Source organism: Streptomyces sp. NPDC001536, assembly GCF_042894505.1.
In the GTDB taxonomy this organism is placed as follows: Bacteria; Actinomycetota; Actinomycetes; order Streptomycetales; family Streptomycetaceae; genus Streptomyces.
The window spans coordinates 747,175-765,800 of sequence record NZ_JBIAVQ010000003.1; the positions used below are offsets into that span (position 1 = coordinate 747,175).

Annotated in this window: 17 protein-coding genes; 7 read left to right on the forward strand and 10 right to left on the reverse strand. The window is 66.3% G+C overall.

Annotated elements, in window-relative coordinates; translation table 11 throughout:
* Nucleotides 1-7: 7 nt before the first annotated feature.
* The 3 genes from ACFY0U_RS12390 to ACFY0U_RS12400 all read left to right on the forward strand — a co-directional run bounded on the left by ACFY0U_RS12390 (nucleotide 8) and on the right by ACFY0U_RS12400 (nucleotide 3,878).
* On the forward strand, nucleotides 8-214 hold the full coding sequence (locus tag ACFY0U_RS12390; protein ID WP_388634081.1) for a DUF4287 domain-containing protein: 207 nt from the start codon (nucleotides 8-10) through the stop codon (nucleotides 212-214).
* Nucleotides 215-369: 155 nt separating this feature from the next.
* Complete coding sequence (locus ACFY0U_RS12395) at nucleotides 370-2,067, forward strand: stealth family protein (protein WP_388634084.1); 1,698 nt, start codon at nucleotides 370-372, stop codon at nucleotides 2,065-2,067.
* A gap of 29 nt (nucleotides 2,068-2,096) precedes the next feature.
* A complete protein-coding gene (locus tag ACFY0U_RS12400) occupies nucleotides 2,097-3,878 on the forward strand; it encodes a stealth family protein (RefSeq protein ID WP_388634087.1) in 1,782 nt (593 codons plus the stop codon).
* A gap of 167 nt (nucleotides 3,879-4,045) precedes the next feature.
* Here ACFY0U_RS12400 and ACFY0U_RS12405 read toward each other — a convergent pair whose 3' ends face one another.
* The 6 genes from ACFY0U_RS12405 to ACFY0U_RS12430 all read right to left on the reverse strand — a co-directional run bounded on the left by ACFY0U_RS12405 (nucleotide 4,046) and on the right by ACFY0U_RS12430 (nucleotide 9,560).
* Nucleotides 4,046-4,861: an oxidoreductase gene (locus tag ACFY0U_RS12405; protein WP_388634089.1), complete on the reverse strand. Its 816-nt coding sequence runs from the start codon at nucleotides 4,859-4,861 to the stop codon at nucleotides 4,046-4,048.
* A 312-nt stretch (nucleotides 4,862-5,173) separates the two neighbouring features.
* Nucleotides 5,174-5,743 (reverse strand): TetR/AcrR family transcriptional regulator, encoded by a 570-nt coding sequence (locus tag ACFY0U_RS12410; protein ID WP_388634091.1) that lies wholly within the window; start codon nucleotides 5,741-5,743, stop codon nucleotides 5,174-5,176.
* 82 nt (nucleotides 5,744-5,825) lie between these two features.
* Nucleotides 5,826-5,999, reverse strand: coding sequence for a hypothetical protein (locus ACFY0U_RS12415; protein ID WP_388634094.1), 174 nt, complete (start codon nucleotides 5,997-5,999; stop codon nucleotides 5,826-5,828).
* Between the two features lie 408 nt (nucleotides 6,000-6,407).
* Nucleotides 6,408-6,830 (reverse strand): PIN domain nuclease, encoded by a 423-nt coding sequence (locus tag ACFY0U_RS12420; protein ID WP_266682294.1) that lies wholly within the window; start codon nucleotides 6,828-6,830, stop codon nucleotides 6,408-6,410.
* Nucleotides 6,827-7,042 (reverse strand): type II toxin-antitoxin system VapB family antitoxin, encoded by a 216-nt coding sequence (locus tag ACFY0U_RS12425; RefSeq protein WP_388634097.1) that lies wholly within the window; start codon nucleotides 7,040-7,042, stop codon nucleotides 6,827-6,829. The genes ACFY0U_RS12420 and ACFY0U_RS12425 overlap by 4 nt, the downstream gene beginning before the upstream one ends.
* A 91-nt stretch (nucleotides 7,043-7,133) precedes the next feature.
* On the reverse strand, nucleotides 7,134-9,560 hold the full coding sequence (locus ACFY0U_RS12430; RefSeq protein ID WP_388634100.1) for a helicase-associated domain-containing protein: 2,427 nt from the start codon (nucleotides 9,558-9,560) through the stop codon (nucleotides 7,134-7,136).
* A gap of 655 nt (nucleotides 9,561-10,215) precedes the next feature.
* Here ACFY0U_RS12430 and ACFY0U_RS12435 point away from each other — a divergent pair.
* Nucleotides 10,216-10,947: a hypothetical protein gene (locus tag ACFY0U_RS12435; protein ID WP_388634102.1), complete on the forward strand. Its 732-nt coding sequence runs from the start codon at nucleotides 10,216-10,218 to the stop codon at nucleotides 10,945-10,947.
* 1,835 nt (nucleotides 10,948-12,782) lie between these two features.
* Here the strand turns inward: ACFY0U_RS12435 and ACFY0U_RS12440 are convergent.
* From ACFY0U_RS12440 to ACFY0U_RS12455, 4 genes are all read right to left on the reverse strand, one after another.
* Nucleotides 12,783-14,234, reverse strand: a complete 1,452-nt coding sequence (locus tag ACFY0U_RS12440; protein ID WP_388634104.1) for a P-loop ATPase, Sll1717 family — start codon at nucleotides 14,232-14,234, stop codon at nucleotides 12,783-12,785.
* A 293-nt stretch (nucleotides 14,235-14,527) separates the two neighbouring features.
* Nucleotides 14,528-14,905, reverse strand: a complete 378-nt coding sequence (locus ACFY0U_RS12445; protein ID WP_388634338.1) for a hypothetical protein — start codon at nucleotides 14,903-14,905, stop codon at nucleotides 14,528-14,530.
* Nucleotides 14,905-15,333: an ATP-binding protein gene (locus ACFY0U_RS12450; protein ID WP_388634107.1), complete on the reverse strand. Its 429-nt coding sequence runs from the start codon at nucleotides 15,331-15,333 to the stop codon at nucleotides 14,905-14,907. Before ACFY0U_RS12450 ends, ACFY0U_RS12445 begins: the two co-directional genes overlap by 1 nt.
* 46 nt (nucleotides 15,334-15,379) lie before the next feature.
* Entirely contained in the window at nucleotides 15,380-15,787 is a 408-nt protein-coding gene (locus ACFY0U_RS12455) for an NUDIX hydrolase (RefSeq protein WP_388634340.1), read from the reverse strand.
* Nucleotides 15,788-15,894: 107 nt separating this feature from the next.
* Here ACFY0U_RS12455 and ACFY0U_RS12460 point away from each other — a divergent pair, with 107 nt between their 5' ends.
* From ACFY0U_RS12460 to ACFY0U_RS12470, 3 genes are all read left to right on the forward strand, one after another.
* A complete protein-coding gene (locus ACFY0U_RS12460) occupies nucleotides 15,895-16,683 on the forward strand; it encodes a GntR family transcriptional regulator (RefSeq protein WP_388634109.1) in 789 nt (262 codons plus the stop codon).
* A 168-nt stretch (nucleotides 16,684-16,851) separates the two neighbouring features.
* Nucleotides 16,852-17,211 carry a hypothetical protein gene (locus ACFY0U_RS12465; protein ID WP_388634112.1) on the forward strand — a complete coding sequence of 120 codons (360 nt, stop codon included), beginning with the start codon at nucleotides 16,852-16,854 and terminating at the stop codon, nucleotides 17,209-17,211.
* On the forward strand, nucleotides 17,211-18,587 hold the full coding sequence (locus ACFY0U_RS12470; RefSeq protein WP_388634115.1) for an FtsK/SpoIIIE domain-containing protein: 1,377 nt from the start codon (nucleotides 17,211-17,213) through the stop codon (nucleotides 18,585-18,587). Before ACFY0U_RS12465 ends, ACFY0U_RS12470 begins: the two co-directional genes overlap by 1 nt.
* Nucleotides 18,588-18,626 lie beyond the last annotated feature (39 nt).

Below are 18,626 nucleotides of genomic sequence, written 5' to 3' on the forward strand. Positions count from 1 at the left end.
GACCGCCATGACCGACGCCGTGAAGGGCCCCGCCAGCTACTTCCCGTCCATCGAGAAGAAGTACGGCCACCCGATCGCCCACTGGCAGGACCTGATCCGCACCTCCCCGCTGACCAGGCACATGGAACTCGTCACCTGGCTCAAGACGGAACATGGCCTCGGTCACGGTCACGCCAACGCGCTCGTCGCGCACACTCTGGCCGAGGGCAGGTGACCTGCCGTCCTCTACCACACCAGGCTGCGGCTCGGCTGTTCTGGAACTTCTTAGTCCGTTAATTCCAGGAGAACTCTTCTACAACCTTCCGTCACATACGTCTGTCTGCCTTACGCAGAGATGTTCGACAGGTTCATGGAAGAGGAGCTCAGAACGTGACCGTGCGTTCCTTTGCCCGGCGGATGCGCCCGCGAGTCGAGCGGAAGGCCGCCGAGAGCGTGTGGCAGCTGCGTACCATGCGGCGCCGCCGCCGGGCCGCGGTCACGGATCCGGTGCTCCGCCCGGTGGCCGTGCGCGGCCAGCAGCTCTACGGCCGGGTCGTGACGCGGTTCAGCGCCGCCGAGGCGGCCGCCGCCAACCTCGGCCTGGTCGTCGCCGCGCTGGAGCAGGAAGGGATCCCGTACTTCCTGGTCCCGGCCGCCCGCACCCGGCACACGGTCGGTGTGAACGTCGTGGACCGCGAGCGGCTGCTCACCGCCCTGGAGGCGCAGAACGAGGGCAAGGCGGTCTTCATCGGCCGCCCGATGCCCGGCGGAAAGCTCAAGCACCCCGCGCTGTTCATGGACGGCGCGCTGCCGGCCGGGCTGCGGAGCGCCCCCATCCTGCGGGTCGGGGAGAACCACCTCGGCCCCTCGGACCAGCTGCTCGCCGGCCCCGAACTGGCCTGCGACATCGAGTTCTGGGAGGACGGGGCCGAGCTCCTCGCCTCCGCCGACGGCCCCCGGCGCCTGGCCAAGGTGCAGCCGCAGGCCTCCGAGGACATCTTCGCCGACTCCCTCGTCGCCCCCCGGAACAACGGCATCACCGACGTCCTGCCGGCCTCCGAACAGCAGCCCGCCACCGTGCGGATCGGCGACCGTGAGCTGCCGAGCTTCGTCCCGCTCACCCTGCCGACCGTCAACGACGTGACCTTCCCCGTCGACGTCGTCTACACCTGGGTCGACGGCGAGGAGCCCGAGATGCGGGCCAAGCGGGCCCGCTACCAGGACCGCGGCACCGCCGAGATCCTGGACAAGGAGACCAACGCCTCCCGCTACACCAGCCACGACGAGCTGAAGTACTCGCTGCGCTCGCTCGCGATGTACGCCGACTTCGTCCGGCACATCTACATCGTGACCGACGGCCAGAAGCCGCACTGGCTCGACGACACGGCCCCCGGGATCACGGTCGTGGACCACCGCGACATCTTCCCCGAGGGCGTCCTGCCGGTCTTCAACTCGCACGCGATCGAGACCCGGCTGCACCACATCCCGGGCCTGTCGGACCACTACCTGTACTTCAACGACGACGTCTTCGTCGGCCGCCGGGTCACCCCGGAGCACTTCTTCCACGGCAGCGGCCTGATGAAGATCCCGGTCTCCCCCCTCAAGATCGGCGTCGGCAAGCCGCACGCCGAGGAGACGGCCACCAACTCCGCCAGCAAGAACGTCCGCCGGCTCCTGCTGGAGAGGTTCGGCCGCATGACGACGAACAACTTCATGCACACCCCGCTCCCCCAGCAGCGCCGCACCCACCAGGTGCTGGAGGAGCTCTTCCCGGAGGACATCCGCCGCACCACGGCGTCCCGCTTCCGCTCCCCGCAGGACATCGCCGTCACGGCCCCGCTGCTCTACCAGTACGCCCTGATGACCGGCCACGGCCTGCCGGGCAAGTACAGCTTCCGGTACGTCAACATCAGCCGCCCGGACGCCGACCGACGCCTGGCCGACCTGCGCCGCAACCGCCGCTTCGACTTCTTCTGCCTCAACGACGTCGACGTACCGCCCGAGGAGCGGGAGCAGGTGAGCGTCCGGATGAACGAGTTCCTGGAGGACTACTTCCCCTTCGCGAGCCCGTACGAGAAGCAGAGCTGACGGGGCCGGGGGGTAGCGACATGGGGGGCATGGACATCCGTGACCGCTTCGGAGTGCCGGGGGGCATCCGAAGGGTCCGGGACCTTCTCGTACGCCTGAGGCTCTGGTTCGCGGCCCGGCTCTGGGCGCTGCGCGCGGCCCGGGCCCGCCGCCGCCTGCGGGCCGCCGTCCCCGGGCTGCGCCGGGTCACCTTCGGACCGACGCGGCTCTACGGCCGTACCGTCGCCGGATACACCGCGGCGGACGCCGTCGAGGCCGACCTCGAACGGGTGTGCACGCTGCTGGACGGGCTAGGCGTCCCGTACTTCCTGGTCCCCGGCGAGCCCGGACAGGGGGCGCCCCGCCAGGTCATCGGCGTGGCGCGGACGTACCGCGAGACGATCCTCGCCCGGGCCGCCCAGCGCTTCGGCTCCGGTGTGGGGTACGTCGGGGCCGTAGGAGCGGACGGCAAGGTGAGCGCCGCGGCGCTGTGGGCCGACGGGAAGCTGCCGAAGGCGCTGCGGCGGGCCGAGGTGCTCCGCACCGGCGTGGTGCGCCTGGGTCCGAAGGGGCAGGTCCTCACGGGTCTCGAAACGGGCTGTGACATCGAGTTCTGGCGGCACGGCCGTGACCTCGGCACGGACCCCTCCTGGCTCACCGTGCCCGGCAGCCGGATGCCGGACGTCTTCGGCCCGGCACTGGTGGCCCCGCGCCACAACCCGGTGGCGGAGGTGCTCCCGCTGACGGCACAGCGCCCCGCCGTGGTCGCGGGCCGCCACCGCGGCGTGCCGACGTTCGCGCCGTTCGCCGAGCCCGGCATCGACGAGGTGCGCTTCCCCATCGACGCCGTCTACACCTGGGTCGACGGCGACGACCCGGCGATGGCGGCCAAGCGCCGCGCCCACCAGGCGCTCTCCCACAACCCCATCGCCCCGCGCGAGACCGGCGCCTCCCGCTACACCAGCCACGACGAGCTCAGGTACGCCCTGCGCTCGCTGGAGATGTACGCCGGTTTCGTCCGGCACGTCTACCTGGTGACCGACTCCCAGATCCCGGACTGGCTGGACCCGCGGGCGGAAGGCCTGACCGTGATCGACCACCGGGACATCCTCCCGGCGGACGCGCTGCCCGTCTTCAACTCCCACGCGATCGAGAGCCGCCTGCACCACATCCCGGGCCTGTCGGAGCACTACCTCTACTTCAACGACGACGTCTTCATCAACCGCCCGGTGGGGCCCGAGCACTTCTTCCACGGCAACGGCATCGCCCGTATCCCCTTGTCCCCCCTGAAGCTGGGCATAGGCGCCCCGCACCCCCTGGAACCGGCCCCGAACTCCGCGGGCAAGAACGCCCGCGAGATCATCAGCCGCTTCCACGGCCGACACATCACCCACAAGTCCCTGCACACCCCGCACCCCCAACTCCTCTCGGTGATGCGGGAAATGGAGAGCCTGGGCATCGAGGAGCTGGACCGCACCGCGTACTCCCGCTTCCGCTCCACGTCCGACGTGGCCCCGGCCTCGACCCTGCACCACCACTGGGCCATGGCGACCGCCCGCGCCGTCCCCGCCGACTACCGCTTCCGCTACGTCCAGCTGGGCACCCCGGACATGCGCCGCCGCCTCTCCCGCCTCGCCGCCGGCGACGACGTCGACTTCTTCTGCCTCAACGACGTGGACACGCCCCCCGAGGCCAGAGCGGCCGCCCAGACGGCCATCAATACCTTCCTGGAACGCAAGTACCCCTTCCCCAGCCGCTACGAATCAACGACCCGAACCCCCACCCACCCCGCCCTCCACAGAACGGCCCAGCACGCGGGCGACCCCCGCTGACCTGTCCTTCGGATTCGGCCCATGCCCTGCTCAGCCCTTGGATGCGGTGATCTGCGGATTCAGGATGGGTAAAGGGTGTTGGGGACGATTCCCCGGCCGGTGATCTGGCCGGAGCCCGGAGCTCGGAGAACCCGGGGAGCTGGGGGAGCCCGGAGAGCGCGTGGGCGTCAGCCGGCCAGTTGGTTCATCTTGCGGATCTGGTTGTCGAAGACCTGGGCGGGAGCGAGGCGGCGCAGTACGCGTGCGCGTCCGGCCAGGGGGCCGGCGGTGTAGCGCGGCTTCGGCTTCGGGGCGGTGGCCGCCGTGACGATCGCCTGCGCGACGACGGCGGGGGCGTCGCCGTTCCTGACGGCCTCCGCCATGACGCGGTCGACGGTCTGCCGCTGCTTCGCGTACGCGTGCAGGGGGATCTCGGGCTTCGCGCTGTTGGTCTCGAATCCGGTCCTGGTGTAGGCGGGTTCGACGATGAGCGCGCGGACGCCGTGGTCGCGGACCTCGTGGTCCAGGGACTCGGTGTAGCCCTCGATCGCGTGCTTGGAGGCGGCGTAGGCGGCCATGTAGGGCTGGGGCAGGAACCCGAGCACGGACGAGATGTTGATGATGCGCCCGCGTCGCTGGGCGCGCATGTGCGGCAGGACCTCGTTCACCAGGCGCATGACCCCGAAGACGTTGGTGTCGAACACGGCCTGGGCCTGCTCGACGGAGGTCTCCTCCGCCGCACCCATCGAGCCGACGCCGGCGTTGTTGACCAGGACGTCGATCCGCCCGAACCGCTCGCTCACCTCCTGGACCGCTGTGGCGACCGATGAGTCACTGGCGACGTCGAGTCCGAGGAACGTCACACCGTCGAGCGGGGTGACGCGTGAGGTGTCGCGGCTTGTGCCGACCACGTTGAATCCGGCTGCGACCAGTGCGAGCGCGGTTTCCTTGCCTATGCCGGAGGACGCACCCGTCACGAGTGCCACCGGGCGATCTGTCGTCATCATGGACTCCCGCACTCGTTTGAAACCGATCGGTTTCCGCTAGAGTAAACTGATCGGTTTCCGCGTGCAAGCCGGGCGGACGGAATGACGGCATGGACAGGATCGGCGCGCCGGAGAGACGTGAGGGCGTCATTCGCGCGGCGGTCACGGAGCGTGTTCGGCGTCGCGCAGCCGTATCTCTTCCGGCTCTTCCCGGACAAGAAGGCGATCTTTGTCGCCGCCGTGCACCTGTCGCTGGGTGCCGATGCCGCTCGCGGCCATGGGGCTGCCCCCGAGCGCCGGGCGGTGACAGGGCGTTCGGGAAAGCCGAGGTCAGCGCACGCCTGCCGCGTCGAGCAGGGTGGTCACCGTGGGCGCGACGAGCCCCGTCAGTTTGTCCGCTCCGATCCCCGCGCGGGCGCTGGCGCCGTCGAAGACCAGGCTGAGCTGCCGGGCCAGCAGGTCGGGATCGCTCGCCCCGCCCTGTTCGGCCTCGGCGCGGAAGAAGGCGGTCAGGTTCGCCTTGACCTGATGGGCGACCCGGCTCGCGGGGTGACTCTGATCCTTGAGCTCGATCTGGACGGCCAGATATTGGCAGCCTCGGAACTCGGGCGCACCCGCCTGCCGTTCCACCTGCTCGAAGACGTGCGTGATGCGCTCGCGAGGCGAACGACGGTCGTCCGCCGCGGGCAGGAGTGTCGCCACGTAGGCGGAGGCGCGCTGCTCCAGGCTCGCCGCCAGCAGTTCGTCCTTGCTCTCGAACAGCTGGTACATGGAGCGCTTCGACACCCCTGCCGCCTTGCACAGGGCCTCGACGCCGATACCGACACCGTCTCGGTAGGTGAGCGTGGCCGCCGCATCCAGCAGCCGCTCTCGGGGGCTGAGCTTCGCCTCGGTGGTCATACCGCGAGGTTAACTCGATTTCCACAAAATGGAAACTGATCGGTTTTCCGTGTGGAGCCCTGGAGCGTGGGGGCTCCCTCCGCTAGTCCTGGACCGCGGTCTTCTCTGGCGCCGCCCCCACCGGGATGCGATGCAGCCCCTTGCGGTCGTACGGCCCCAGCACGCCGAAGCCGAACAACGCGGCCGCCACGAGGCGGACGGCCATCATGACCAGGACGTACAGGGTTTCCTTCTTGTCCTGGAGTGGGCGCGGCACGGTGTCCATGAACGACTTGCGGTGGTCCAGATAGCCGGGCGACGAGCCGAGGCTCCGCGGCGGGCCCGCCCTGCGGACCGGGGTCGACTTGATCGGCCAGCTCGGCGAGGGCAGGCACCTCGATGAAGTCCACGCCTCCGACGTCCCATCACAGCAACTGAGACCACACACGACGAAGGGCCCCACCGTGAACGGTGGGGCCCTTCGGCATCGTGCCCGGTGAGGCACTGGCGGAGGATACGAGATTCGAACTCGTGAGGGGTTGCCCCCAACACGCTTTCCAAATGTTCGTCCGGGGGTGCAGGGGGGTGCGCGAGCGTTCTGACCTGCGGTGCGGCTGTAGCGGGTGGGGCTCCCGAACGGTGCTGTACGGAGGCGAATGCAACCAGAACTGCAACCATCGCCGGCCTATTTTCCGCTCTCCGGGCCGTACCACTGGAGAGCCTGGCCGGTCACTGCCGCGATGCAGGCGAAGTCGTGGTCGCGGTGTAGGAGGGTGAGCCCTTGCAGTTCGGCCGTCGCGGCGACGACGAGATCCACCGCACCCGCACTGCGATGCTTTCCCTGTTTGGTGAGTACTTCCTGGACCTGCCAGGCGCGGTCGTAGGCGCGGTCGTCGACGGGAACCCAACCGAAGATCAGGCGCATGTCCTCGATGCCGCGCGCCCTGTCGGCGGCGGACCGGGCGCTGTAGAAGAACTCAAGCTCGGTGATCGGGCAGGTGGCGATGAGCCCGGCGGCTGCCGCCTGGTCCCAGCCGTACTGCTCCGCGTCCTCGCGCATGAACCGAGCGAGTGCGCTGGTGTCGATCAGGAACTGGGCCGCGTTCACCGGCGGTAGTTCACCTTGTTCTCGAACAGCTCCAGATCGAATGCGCCGTCCCCGGCCGCGGCCCGCAGTCGGGCGAGGGCCAAGGCGCGACGTCGGCTCTCCAGCACCTCGCGAAGAGCGGTGTTGACCGTCTCCTTCTTGGTGCTCGTCCCGAGGGCTTTAGCCACGTCCGCGACCAGGTCGTCGTCCAGGTCGATAACCGTCCTGCTCATGAGCGCCTCCCTGATATCAACTGTGGGTTCAAGTATATCTCGCGAGATGTCGCGGGTGGTGAACCGGGCACCCGGCCTTGGCCGCCGAGTCCTACGCGGGCATCACGCCATGGATGCGGGAGAGAGTGAAGACGCGTTCCGCTTCGCGCAGGTGGCACCAGGCTTCGAGGTAGGGCGGGTCGAGTTCCAGGTCGCTGAGGGTGCGTACGGTCCGGTTGCCCGAGGTGGCGATGTACTCGACCGTGATGGCCGCACCGGTGTCGATGGCATGGGCGACCTGGCGGACGTCGCTGTACGACAGGTGCTTCGCATATCCGGCGACGATCTCCTCGGTGTCCGTCGCGAAGGGCACTCCGCTGCCGAACGGATCGGGTTCCGGTGCTGTCGGCGGGGCCTTGAGCAGCCGGTCGGCCAGGACGTCCATCCCGGCGTCGGCGGGCATGTCCGAGGCGCGGGTCGCAGTGGTCCGGGGCCCGCGCCGTCCGACGTTCCGTCGCGGGGGCGGGACGGCAGCGGCCCTCTGCGGCAGGCGCTTTTCGATACGCACAGTTCCCCCGGCGGTCTCGGCGACCGGGGCGTAGCCCGCGGCACGGAGCGCGGCGAGAGCCGTCGCGGGTGGGCTGCCGCTGACCAGAACCGTCGGAGCGAGTTGCCGCAGGGCGAGCTTGGCCAGTGCGCGGTGGGCGGCGAGTTCGGCCAGGAGCGCGGGTTCGTCGCCGTGGATGACACAGGCCGCGGGGGCGACGCGCACCCGGCCATGACTTCGTGCGGTGTCGGCGATGAGATAGGTCAGCGGCTGTGGCAGGGCCGTGGTGGAGGCGGCGGCCAGGTCGGCTGTGATGTCGTCCGGGCTGCGACCGGCGTCCAGGGCGCGGCGGATACTGCCGGCACTGAAGCGCCATACCGACGCCGTGCCACTGGTCTCCCGGTCGGCCGTCGAATCCAGCAGCGCCGCGAGTCGCGCGGACGTGGTGCCGGTGACGACGGCGGTGAGGTCGGCGCCGATCCGGGCCGTCGTGGTCGCGGGGGGCAGCAGCCGCCGGGCCGTGATGCTGAGTTCTTCGTCGGCGTGGGCCGCCAGGTGGGCACCGAGTGGGGACAGCGCACCCCGTGCCAGCACGCCCAGCAGTTCGCCTTCGCGGATCACGGTGCCGAACGGTGCCGTGCCTTCGGGCGAGGCGTCGTCGGCGAGCGGACGGTGCCAGGCCACGAGCGGCCCCAGCTCCGAAGCGACCTTCACCCCCTGTCCTGCCGGAAGCCCCGCCGCCGCGGCGAGCAGCCCGTGGCGGGCCTGCAGACAGCCGCCGCAGTCAGGCGCACCGGCGAGCGCGGGAAGCGCCTTGTTGTCTTCGTCGCGTGCTCTGGTGGGGGTGAGCGGCAGGTCCCGCCATGCCCGGAGCAGTACGGTGAATTGTTCTGCGGGCTCCTGCTCGGCCCAGGAGTCGTACTCCTCGGTGGGAGGCATGCGATCGCCGTCGCGGCCCAGCAGTCCGGCAGCGTACGCGGTCTCCAGGACGATGCGTACGACGGCGTCGTCCGCCTGGGCGGTCTTGCCGAGCCGGGCCAGTTCACGCGCGCCGATCCCGCCCGACTTCAGCCGGGTCGGTGGTGCGGTCGCACACGCCGAGAGAACGGAGGCGGCATGGGCCGCGAACGCGGTGGCGGCTACCGCGGCCTCCCGCTCCACCTCCGAGGGGGTGACGGGCCCCAACTGTGTGACAGGCGGCAGAGGATCGAACGGAGCGTGCCAGTCGGCGCCCCGCAGAGCCAGGGCTACCTCGGCCGGCATCCGGACGGGCCCGTAACGGTGACGGTCCTGGACCAGCAGCCCGCGGTCGAGTGCCCATCGGGCGCCTGGCTGGAGGTCCGGGTCAGGAGCCCCGAACACGACGAACAGTGACTGACGCGGCGTGGACCTGGCGCTCTGCTCAAGCAACTTCCGGGTGACCGCCGGTGCCCTCGCCACCAACGCGGCGACCCGTTCCGCGTCACTGTGCTGCTCCACCAGAGCCGCGAGTCGCTGCTGCTTGGTGCCGGGTGGCTTGACACCCAGGATCGCCAGCATGCCGCGCAGTTCCTCCGAGGTGGCGCCGGACAACAGCTCTTCCAGCGGGGCGTCAAGTCCCAGTGGCGTGCTCCACGCCTGCCGCAAGGGCATGGGCATGCGGAGCGCCTCGTCGCCGTCGGGCCACACGAGCGCCCAATCCGACAGCGCCTCCAGGGTCGCGTCCAGCGCGTGTACAGCCGCAGAGGACGTCGAGCCGAGCAACTCCGCGAGGCTGTCCCGGGACGCTCGTGCTCCCAGGGCAGCCAGCGCCTCGGAGACCTGCAAGCAAGGCAGCGTGAGGTGCGGCAGGGCGAGTGCCACGGACCCCGGACGTTGGAGACGGTCCGCCAGTTCCCCCACCGAGCGCGGTTCCGGAGAGGAGGCTGCGTCCTTCCGCATGGCGAGTACGCGTCCCAGGCGGGAACCGTCGAGTTCGCTCAGCCAAGTCGCAAGCGTCGATCGGGACTTCATGGGGTGCACCTCGACACACAGGGGACGTCACAGGCGGGCCGCAGCCGCTTCGGCTCAGCCCCAAGGCCAAGGATGGCGCAGGCGCGTGGTCTGCGGATGCCGTACGAAGACAGAGTCCGGGGCGCTTACCCGCCGTGGGCCCAGCCCGACGAGACGAGCCGACGGCAGTGGAAGATCTGACAACCTGCTCGCCGAAATGCCCATAATGGGTTGTTGTAAATGCAATCAAAACTGCAACCAGCGCACGGCGAAGAGCCGAGCCGCAATCGCGGCTCGGCTCTTCGTTTCGCCTGTTCAGGCAGCTGCGGAGGATACGAGATTCGAACTCGTGAGGGGTTGCCCCCAACACGCTTTCCAACTGTGTGGGTGGGGCGGTGGGGTGCGTCCGGGGGCGTTCACCTGGGTACATGGGCGTCTGGCCGTCGGCGTGGTGGTGGCTTGGGGCCTCGGCTGAACGGTCGTGAACGGGGCTGAATGAGACGGAAACTGAGACGGTTTCTGGCAGACGACGCCCTCCGCGCGCGAACAGGCCCGTCATGATCCGCTACATGATGTGCGTAGCTTGCTGCACCACTTCGGCACCGGGCCAGGTGTGGTCAGGCCGAGGGATTAACGAAAGCGGGGCATGGCCCGGCGGCGGGCATACAGTCGTCCCGTGAGTAAAAGGACTGAGGATCAGGTAGCTGATGGCCTGAAGCAGATAGCCGCTGCCACGGCTGGAACAGCAGTCGGTGCCATGATCGGTGGATCCGAAGGGGCACTGTTCGGAGCCGCCGTTGGCCCTGCCTTGGCAACGAGCTATGACATGGTCGCGGATCGGATCGCAGCGCACCGTGCCGGTCGACGTACCGAGTTGGTTCGTGAAGTGACCCGAGTGCTGCGGATCGATCCGGAAGAACTACAGGATCGGCTTCTCTCCGATGAGCGGTTGCTTGAGTTCGCCGGGAGAGTTGTCAGTGCCGCGCAGGACATCTCACTCAGCCAGAAGCGACGGGCTCTTGCTCGTGCCCTAGCCGCGGCGCTGGCAGACCCAGCGCCGGCACGCCTCGACATATGGGAACTGATGCAAAAAGCCATTAAAGAGATCGATCCTCCGCATATCAGGCTCATGCACATCATCTCGTCGGCGACACCGTTGCCAAGGCCTCCCGAGCGCCCCTCGGAGGGCGTGAAGTACGGCATGACGTTGCAGGACGTGTGCCGGACCGACCCTGGCCTAGAAGTGGGTGGGCACGCAGTCCTTCAGAAGCTCATCTCGCTGGGACTGGTAGAGAGTGCCCTCCACGGCGTTATCTACGGAGGTACTTACCGCCCGTACGCCTTGTCGGGTCTTGGCCGACGTTTGCTGACGCTGTTGCAGGAAGAAGCGGAGTCGTCATCTCGATGACGGAGCCGGGCATCTAAGTCCCGCAATCTGCCGTCGCGAGGGTGACCATGAGATTGGGCAGCTCAGGCGATCTAGGGATCGCTGTCAGGCTGACCTGCAGTGGAGCGGTGTCGGCGCTCGGTGGGCGGTCCACTGGTTCCCCGGTGTTCCCCGCACGACCTGGCACGCGTGAACTGTCACAGGAAACGGTCTCGTGCGCTTACTGACAAGCGCTGGCTCGAGGCGCTTACCGGCGGTGATCATGTATGCCAGAGACTAGCGATGCTGCTGGCAGGGTATGAAGGGGTTCAAGCGGCGAGCGCCTAGCTTCTTGGGGGGAACATGGCGGCCTCTTCTGCGTCAATTCAAGGAATTATCCGCCACATTCGAAACACTGTTGAACCAATAGTCACGCGCTGCGTCTTACTGGGAATATTTCTTCTCGGCCTAGTTGCCCAAATATTCAAGCCTGTCGGCGATGCTTTGCAAGGAAGCACATTTGTGGCTGGAGCTCTTCTGAGCTTAGTGGCATACGTCTTGTATGACGCGATTAAGGACTTAGCAGATGGGCCAAGGAGCGGGCAAAATTCATTCAGATTTGCGAATCCCGGCTCCCCAGGGGGATTAATCAAAGAAGCCGAGGATGGGCGCGTCGTTGACGTGCGGTTCATAGGCTATACTGGCGAGTCGATCTTCGAGCACATGCGTGAATCGTTGATGCGGTTGCACGACTCTCCGGGGCGCGTCCAGTCTGTGACGTTCAAGGTGTTGACTCCTGATCTATCTGGGCCAATGCGTATTCCATCCAAATTAAACAGTGATGGAACCTGCTCTGATGATCCAGAATTTCGAAGGTATGTAACGGGAAGGACTGAGGACTATGCGAGCCATCTACTCTTCTTCGCTAGGCGCCTAAGAGATCGCACGCGAATTCAGGTTTCGCTTCAATTTCGCACTCACCCCGGAATACCCGAATTCCGCGCGTGTCTTATCGGTGACAACGCCGCCTTCTTTACGCTCTACGATGTTGCCCGGGAGACAGAATTTCCTTATGGTCACCCCAACCGAACCCTAATTGATCCAGTCATATCTCAGACTGGAAATATCGGGTGGGATATCAGAGACGGAACGCCGCAGTCGGAGCGTATGGTAAAGGGATGCTCGGACTTTTTCGAAAGCATGTGGAAAATATCGAAAGATGCGCCTTGGAGCGATGCCGCGGGCGCCAGCTAGCATCTAGGTGATCAGCTCTAGCGGGGAACGGCTCACCGTTTGGGAAGCTGAGATTATTTGCGGACGGTCTGCGTGCTGACAGACCTGCCCTGAACTCAGAACGGCAGACGGCGACGATTGGCACCAGTAGTCCGGTTACGCAGGTCCGCTATAAATAACTGCTCACCCCGTCTCCGCGCACCGCTAACTCTCCCCTCACGTCCACCGGGTTGGACGGGACACGTACGTACTATCCCAGTGGAGGGCTGGAGTTACGGCGTCCTTGGTCACGTGGCTCCCCGGCTAGCCTGATCCAACACCGATTTAGGAGAGAAGCGGAGGTACCCTGCCGATGATCTGGGCCTTCGATATCAGCTGAGGTGCCCGGCAACTTGATGGCAGGGCACCCTCTGACCATAGTCGACCTCTGCATCTGGCACGGTTGTGGCATGAAGCTCAGCTGAAGACAGTCAGCCACGATGGCGAGTGTGCCGACCGACCACGCACGCGTGTGCCTCGCTGCAGCCCCACCGGCCTCAGCCACGTTGTCGGCTCGTGCCGTCGACCAGAAGAAGCCGGGACGGTCGGCCCCGTAACGACGGTGTGGAGCCCGCAGCTTGGGCAGCAGCGGAGTCGACTGGACCTCATCTCGGTACGTTTAGACCGATCGTCAGAGCATTGTGCAGTAGAAATGGTCCACTAACATTTAGATCAGAATGGCTTCGCCGGTGATAGAACTGAACATAGTCTTCGCGACGTCCTGGAATATAATTTGCGATCGCCCCAGAATAGAATAGCTGCAAGAGGAGATCGTCAAGGCTAATCTCTTCTTGTTCGAGGTCTGCTGCGAACAGTGCTTCAATATCTGATCGATCGAACCGCTGGCGAGGAATTCTCGTCATTTTGCCGATCAGTGATCGGCAGATTACTTCAGGTGCTAGTCCAACAAACTCGTTGGCGATCTCATTAGCGAAGTAAGTTCGACAGTAGTTGTTTACGCCTGCGCGAATCCTGAGAATGTCGAGGGGGTGTACGCCAGCTGACACTTTCCCCATCTCAGTGAACAGGGTAAGGATGTCTCGCGGTGTCTGGCGCGACAGATTCAAGAGGTACCGTGGCATCTCCTCCCTACGACCTTGTCCATATGTCATTTCAACAGGGAAGTAGTATGCGAGAACGTCTCCGTCGGGCCCGCCCGAAGCTTGAACCTTCCTTTCGATGAGATCCCACAGGTAGCTGTGTCGGAAGTCATCGACTCCGTAAGTCCAGTCCAGTTCAACACCCCACCCTTGGCGAATTTTGTTGCTATCGGGTAGTTGGATTTTAAGGAATACGTCACTGCGGCACAGTAGTGTGATCCGAACCGTTGAGTTACCTTTACGGAGATCCTTGTGGATGGAGTTGCAGGCGCGGAGAAGATTCGCCAAAAGTGTCCAGTACTCAGAACTGCCGATGAATGCACTATCTAGACCATCCAACGCCAGATAGTGGGGAGAACTTGTTTGTGCACTCAGTACGGCTTGGGAGATAATCTCTGCAAGCCTGTCGGCGCGTACTACATTCTCGCCTGTTGCCTCGATGGTGTAACTATAAAGCCCCTGGGGGAGCGAGAACTTGTGTCCCCGTTTTTTAACTTCCGAGATTACGGTCTTCAGATTTCCTGAAACTAGTCCGGCCGTTTTGAGGTCGTTAAAGAATTTGAGGTGGTCTGGGTCGTTGGCTAGGTCGCTCCCTTGGTCCTTCATGAGGGATGCATACAGTCGAAGCCAAATGAACACTCTCCAGGCTAGCTCGCTGCGGCTGTTTTCCAGATTGGAGAGATTGCTCTCCGCTGACTGGTAGAGTTCGCCGACGTCGCAGATATCGAAAAATGACAGACCGTTTGCTCGCTCCGCTTTCAGGCGAAGGTATTCAACTACTGTCGACTTTCCAGACCCTTTGGGTCCAATCAACAAGAACGCGTCACCTTTGGCTAGCTTATTTTCTACGCCCCATTTGTCAACGAAGCTGTGAAGCAGGAGATCTGGGCTCTTTTCGGCTTCCACTTCGGCGGCTGCCTCGCCGAAATTGAGGTCGCTGAACTTCATGGTCGCCATCGAGACCCCCAGTTAGGAGAGCATGCACAAGATGATTCACGTGTTAGACCGCTCGCGAGGTGAAATCAGCTTAGTGGCATCTTGCTCGGGGGAGGTGGCTAATGCCATGGAACCAGGCGTCGGGCCATGGCGTAGCCCTTCTCTCTGGCATCCGGTGGCTGCATCTTGCGTGCGCGGCCCGGCCCCCGGCCGGGCTGGAGCGGGGCGGAGACAGGAGCGCAGGCCCGGCCGGGGGCCGGGCCGCGCGCGGGGAGCGGAGCGAGCCGCCTTGAACCAGTAGAGAAAGTTGTAACTCAGTCGGGCGTGTGGGGCTTGAAGTCGTTTGTGCAGGCTGGGAGTTCGACGCCTTGGCGGTGGGCGAGCGGTAGGAAGAGCACTGGTCGGATCGTCCATGTGATGCGGGTCTGGGCATGAGTGATCGTGACCGTGCAGGGCTCGGAGCGTAGGAGGGCTTGCCGGGTTGCGATGCGGCCCTGGGAGAGCCAGGCCCACGCCACGTCGGAAGCGTCGGAGTCCAGAGCCGGAGAGATCGTGCGGAGCGTCACCGCAACCCATCTGTCTGCCTGGGAAGCCGAGTAGGCATCGAGGGACGCTCGGAGCGTCGGCCGTTCCTCTTCGGTGAGGTTCTGGGTCCAGCACTCGCACCAGTAGCCGTGGCGGGGTCCGTTCATCAGCACGGATGGCCTCCCCTACGTACGTCGGTGAAGAGTTCCGCGGTGACCGTGTGGCCGCCATCGCTGTCGTGGACCACGACCCGGTGGGCGATCGCGGTGACCATGCCCAGGCCCCGGCCGTGCTCGGCCTCCTGGTCCTGGTGCTCGACCTTCGGGACCGCGCCGGCCCCTCCGCCATCCGTGACCGACAGAGCGATCACCTGCGCCGACACAGCCAGAGCCAGATGGAAGCTGCCGGAGTCCCGGCCGCTGGCCGTGTGCAGGATCGCGTTCGCGCTGAGCTCGCTCACGATCAGCTCCGCGTCCTCCGCCAGCGGCGATCCGCTCAGGATGTCGCGGGTCCAGCGGCGGGCCCGGCTCACCTCTTCTGGAAAACCTGGGCAAGTGAGCCCCCAGACCCGGGCTGCACTCGTATACTCGTGCATACAAGTTCCTTCGTGCTGGTAGGCCGCCATGTGCAGCGGGTTCGGGTTAGACGAGTTTCACGCCGTCATGGGCGCGGATGGCCGGCGGCGACGTCGCGTCGAGTGCGTCCAGGACGCGGATGGCGTACGCCTCGTCGGAGAGTTCGGAGACTTCTTCGCGGGTGGCCCAGCGCAGGGCGCGGGTTTCGTCGCCGGTGGTGGGCGTGCCGTCAGCGGCTTCACAGCGGAAGACCAGCGAGACGATCAGGCCCGTCATGTTCTTGTAGATGCCGGTCAGGGTCGCGGGAAGTGCGATCTTGATGCCGGTCTCTTCGAGGACTTCGCGTTGCAGGGCCTCGGGGATGGTCTCCTCGCGTTCGAGGACGCCGCCCGGGGGTTCCCACTTGCCGTTGTCGCGGCGCTGGATCAGGAGGGCCCGGCCCTGGGTGTCGACGACCACTCCGGCAACGCTCACGGAGTGCGGTCGGTCAGTGCTCACGTTCCTCGACCCTCTCGGCTGGCTAGGCTCTCCACCGTAGCAACAAGACTCGCCCACTCGTCTAGATACCTAAAGGAGTACGCGTGAGCCCTCTTTCTTCCGGCCTTCTCGGCGATCTCGACCCCACGAGCGATCGTGCGGTCTTCCGGCAGATCGCCGACCAACTGCGTGAGGCCATCGACCGTGGGCGATTCCGCGAGGGCGACAAGCTGCCCTCGGAGGCCGACCTCGTCGATCATTACGGGGTATCCCGTATGACGGTCCGAAACTCCTTCTCCATCCTTCAGGGGGAAGGGCTCGTGCACGCCGAGCACGGGAAGGGCGTCTTCGTCCGGCCCCGGCCACCGGTACGTCGTCTCGCCTCCGACCGGTTCGCGCGGCGACATCGCGAGCAAGGCAAGTCCGCCTTCATCGTCGAGGCCGACGCCGCCGGCAGTCACCCCCAGGTCGACAGCTTGGAGGTCAAGGAAGAGAAGGCCAGTCAGGACATCTCCACCCGGCTCGGCTCCGTACGACGCGTACTCGCCCGGCGGCGCCGGTATCTCCTCGACGGGCGCCCGGTCGAGTTCGCCACCTCCTACCTGCCCCTCGACATCGCCCGCGGCACTCAGATCGCCGAACCCAATCCCGGGCCCGGCGGCATCTACGCCCGCCTCGAAGAACTCGGCCACCGTCTCGACCACTTCGAGGAGGAGATCCGGGCTCGGATGCCCTCGCCGACCGAAGTGAAGACCCTCCGGCTGGCCTCCGGCGTACCCGTGATCCACCTCATCCGGACCGCCTTCGACACCGAGGGGCGAGCCGTCGAGGTCTGCGACACCGTCATGGCGGCTGACGCATACGTGCTGTCGTACCAGCTTCCGGCGACCTGATCGTCATGGTTTGCGGTGGTGCGCGGGGACGGTTCTCGGACTTGTACACCTCAACAGGCAAACTCGTATAGACGAGTGGGCAAGTTGAGTGGCAGAGTGGTCCGCGTGATCCCGAAGATCGGGTTCGCAGGACGCATCATGTATAGACGAGTAGATAGGGGAACTCCCTTGCGTACCATCCGTGTTGAGGCCTCCGCCGCGACGATCCTGCTGACCGAGGCTCCGGAGCCGAAGGTTCGCGACCGTCAGACCGGCGAGCGGGCCATGGACACCGTCAGCGGTGAGCCGCTGATGACGATCGGCGTCGTCTACATCGAGCAGGGCGAGTCGTCGCTGATCAAGGTCACCGTTCCTGAGGGCGGTATCTCGGAGGGGCTGGCGCTCGGGGCGCCGGTCTCGCTGCCGGGGCTGATCGCCCGGCCCTGGGAGAGCGTGTTCAACGGGCAGCAGCGCCACGGCATCGCCTTCCGCGCCGCCGCCGTCACCCCGGCCGCGTTCCCGGCTGCCGCAACCGGGGCCGCTGCCTGATGACCGACATAGCGACGCTTCTGGAGGTGGGAGGTCCTGTCGCCGCACTCGGCGGCGGGGCTGCCTACGCCCGGGCCAAGCACCCGGCCGTCTACTGGTCCGCTGTCGGCTTGCCGGTCTCCACCGCTCGGCTGATCGGCTCGTACGCCTCCGTCATGGAGGCATGCGGCCTGACCGTCACGCCGTCCCGGCTCAGGGTCCTCGCGGTCAAGGCCACCACGAACCGAGAGATACGGCCCGTCCCGCCCCGCCGGGGCATCATCCGACCCACCACGACCGGCCTGCGGATACGGCTCCGGCTCGCCCCGGGACAGGCACCCGCCGACGTCGCCGCCTCCGCCGAACGACTGCGGCACGCCTGGGGCGTTCACGCCGTCTACGTCACCACCGTCAAGCCCGGTGTCGTCGAACTGCGGCTCGTCGGCTTCGACGTCCTGCGGCAAGTTCGGATGCCTCGCAAGGTCGACTCCGGATACCTGCGCATCCCCGTCGCCCTGCGCGAGGACGCCACCGCCTTCGTACGCGACTACCGCACCATGCCGCACCAACTCACCCTTGGCGCCACCCTGTCCGGCAAGTCCATGTACCTGCGCCACCTGATCACCGGGCTCGCCCCGCAACCGGTCGCCTTGGTCGGCATCGACTGCAAGAGGGGTGTCGAGCTGGCGCCCTTCGCCGCCCGACTCTCGGCACTCGCCACCGATCCGGAGCAGGCAGCCGAGCTGCTTCCCGTACTCGTCAAGGAAATGGAGGACCGCTACGACCTGATCAAAGCCCGGCAGGGCATCGCCCCGGACATCCCAGACGAGGAGATCACCTCCGACATCTGGGGCCTGCCCGAGCACGAACGCCCCACCCCCATCGTGCTGTTCGTCGACGAGGTCGCCGAACTCTTCCTCATCGCCACCAGGAAGGACGAGGAACGGCGCGACGAGATGGTCACCCAACTCATCCGCCTCGCCCAACTCGGCCGCGCCGCCGGCATCTACCTGGAAGTCTGCGGGCAGCGCTTCGGCGCCGAACTCGGCAAGGGCGCCACCATGCTCCGCGCCCAACTGACCGGCCGCGTCTGCCACCGCGTCAACGACGAGGCCTCCGCCAAGATGGCACTCGGCGACATCGCCCCGGAAGCGGTCATGGCCGCCTGTGCCATCGCTCCCGAACGCCCCGGCCTGGCCGTCGCCGGTGACACCTCCGGCGGCTGGTCCCGCATCCGCACGCCGTACCTCTCCCTCGCCGACGCCGCCGAGACCTGCCGAGACTCCGCGCACCTGGTCCCCGACCTGCCCGCACTCAAGCCCTTCCGGCCCCACGTGCCCGTACGACCGGTCAAGTCCCCGGCGCCGCAAGTCCAACCGCGCCCGATCGCCGACTGACCTTCCTCCTCCCCCCAACTCCGGTCGGCGTGACTGCCT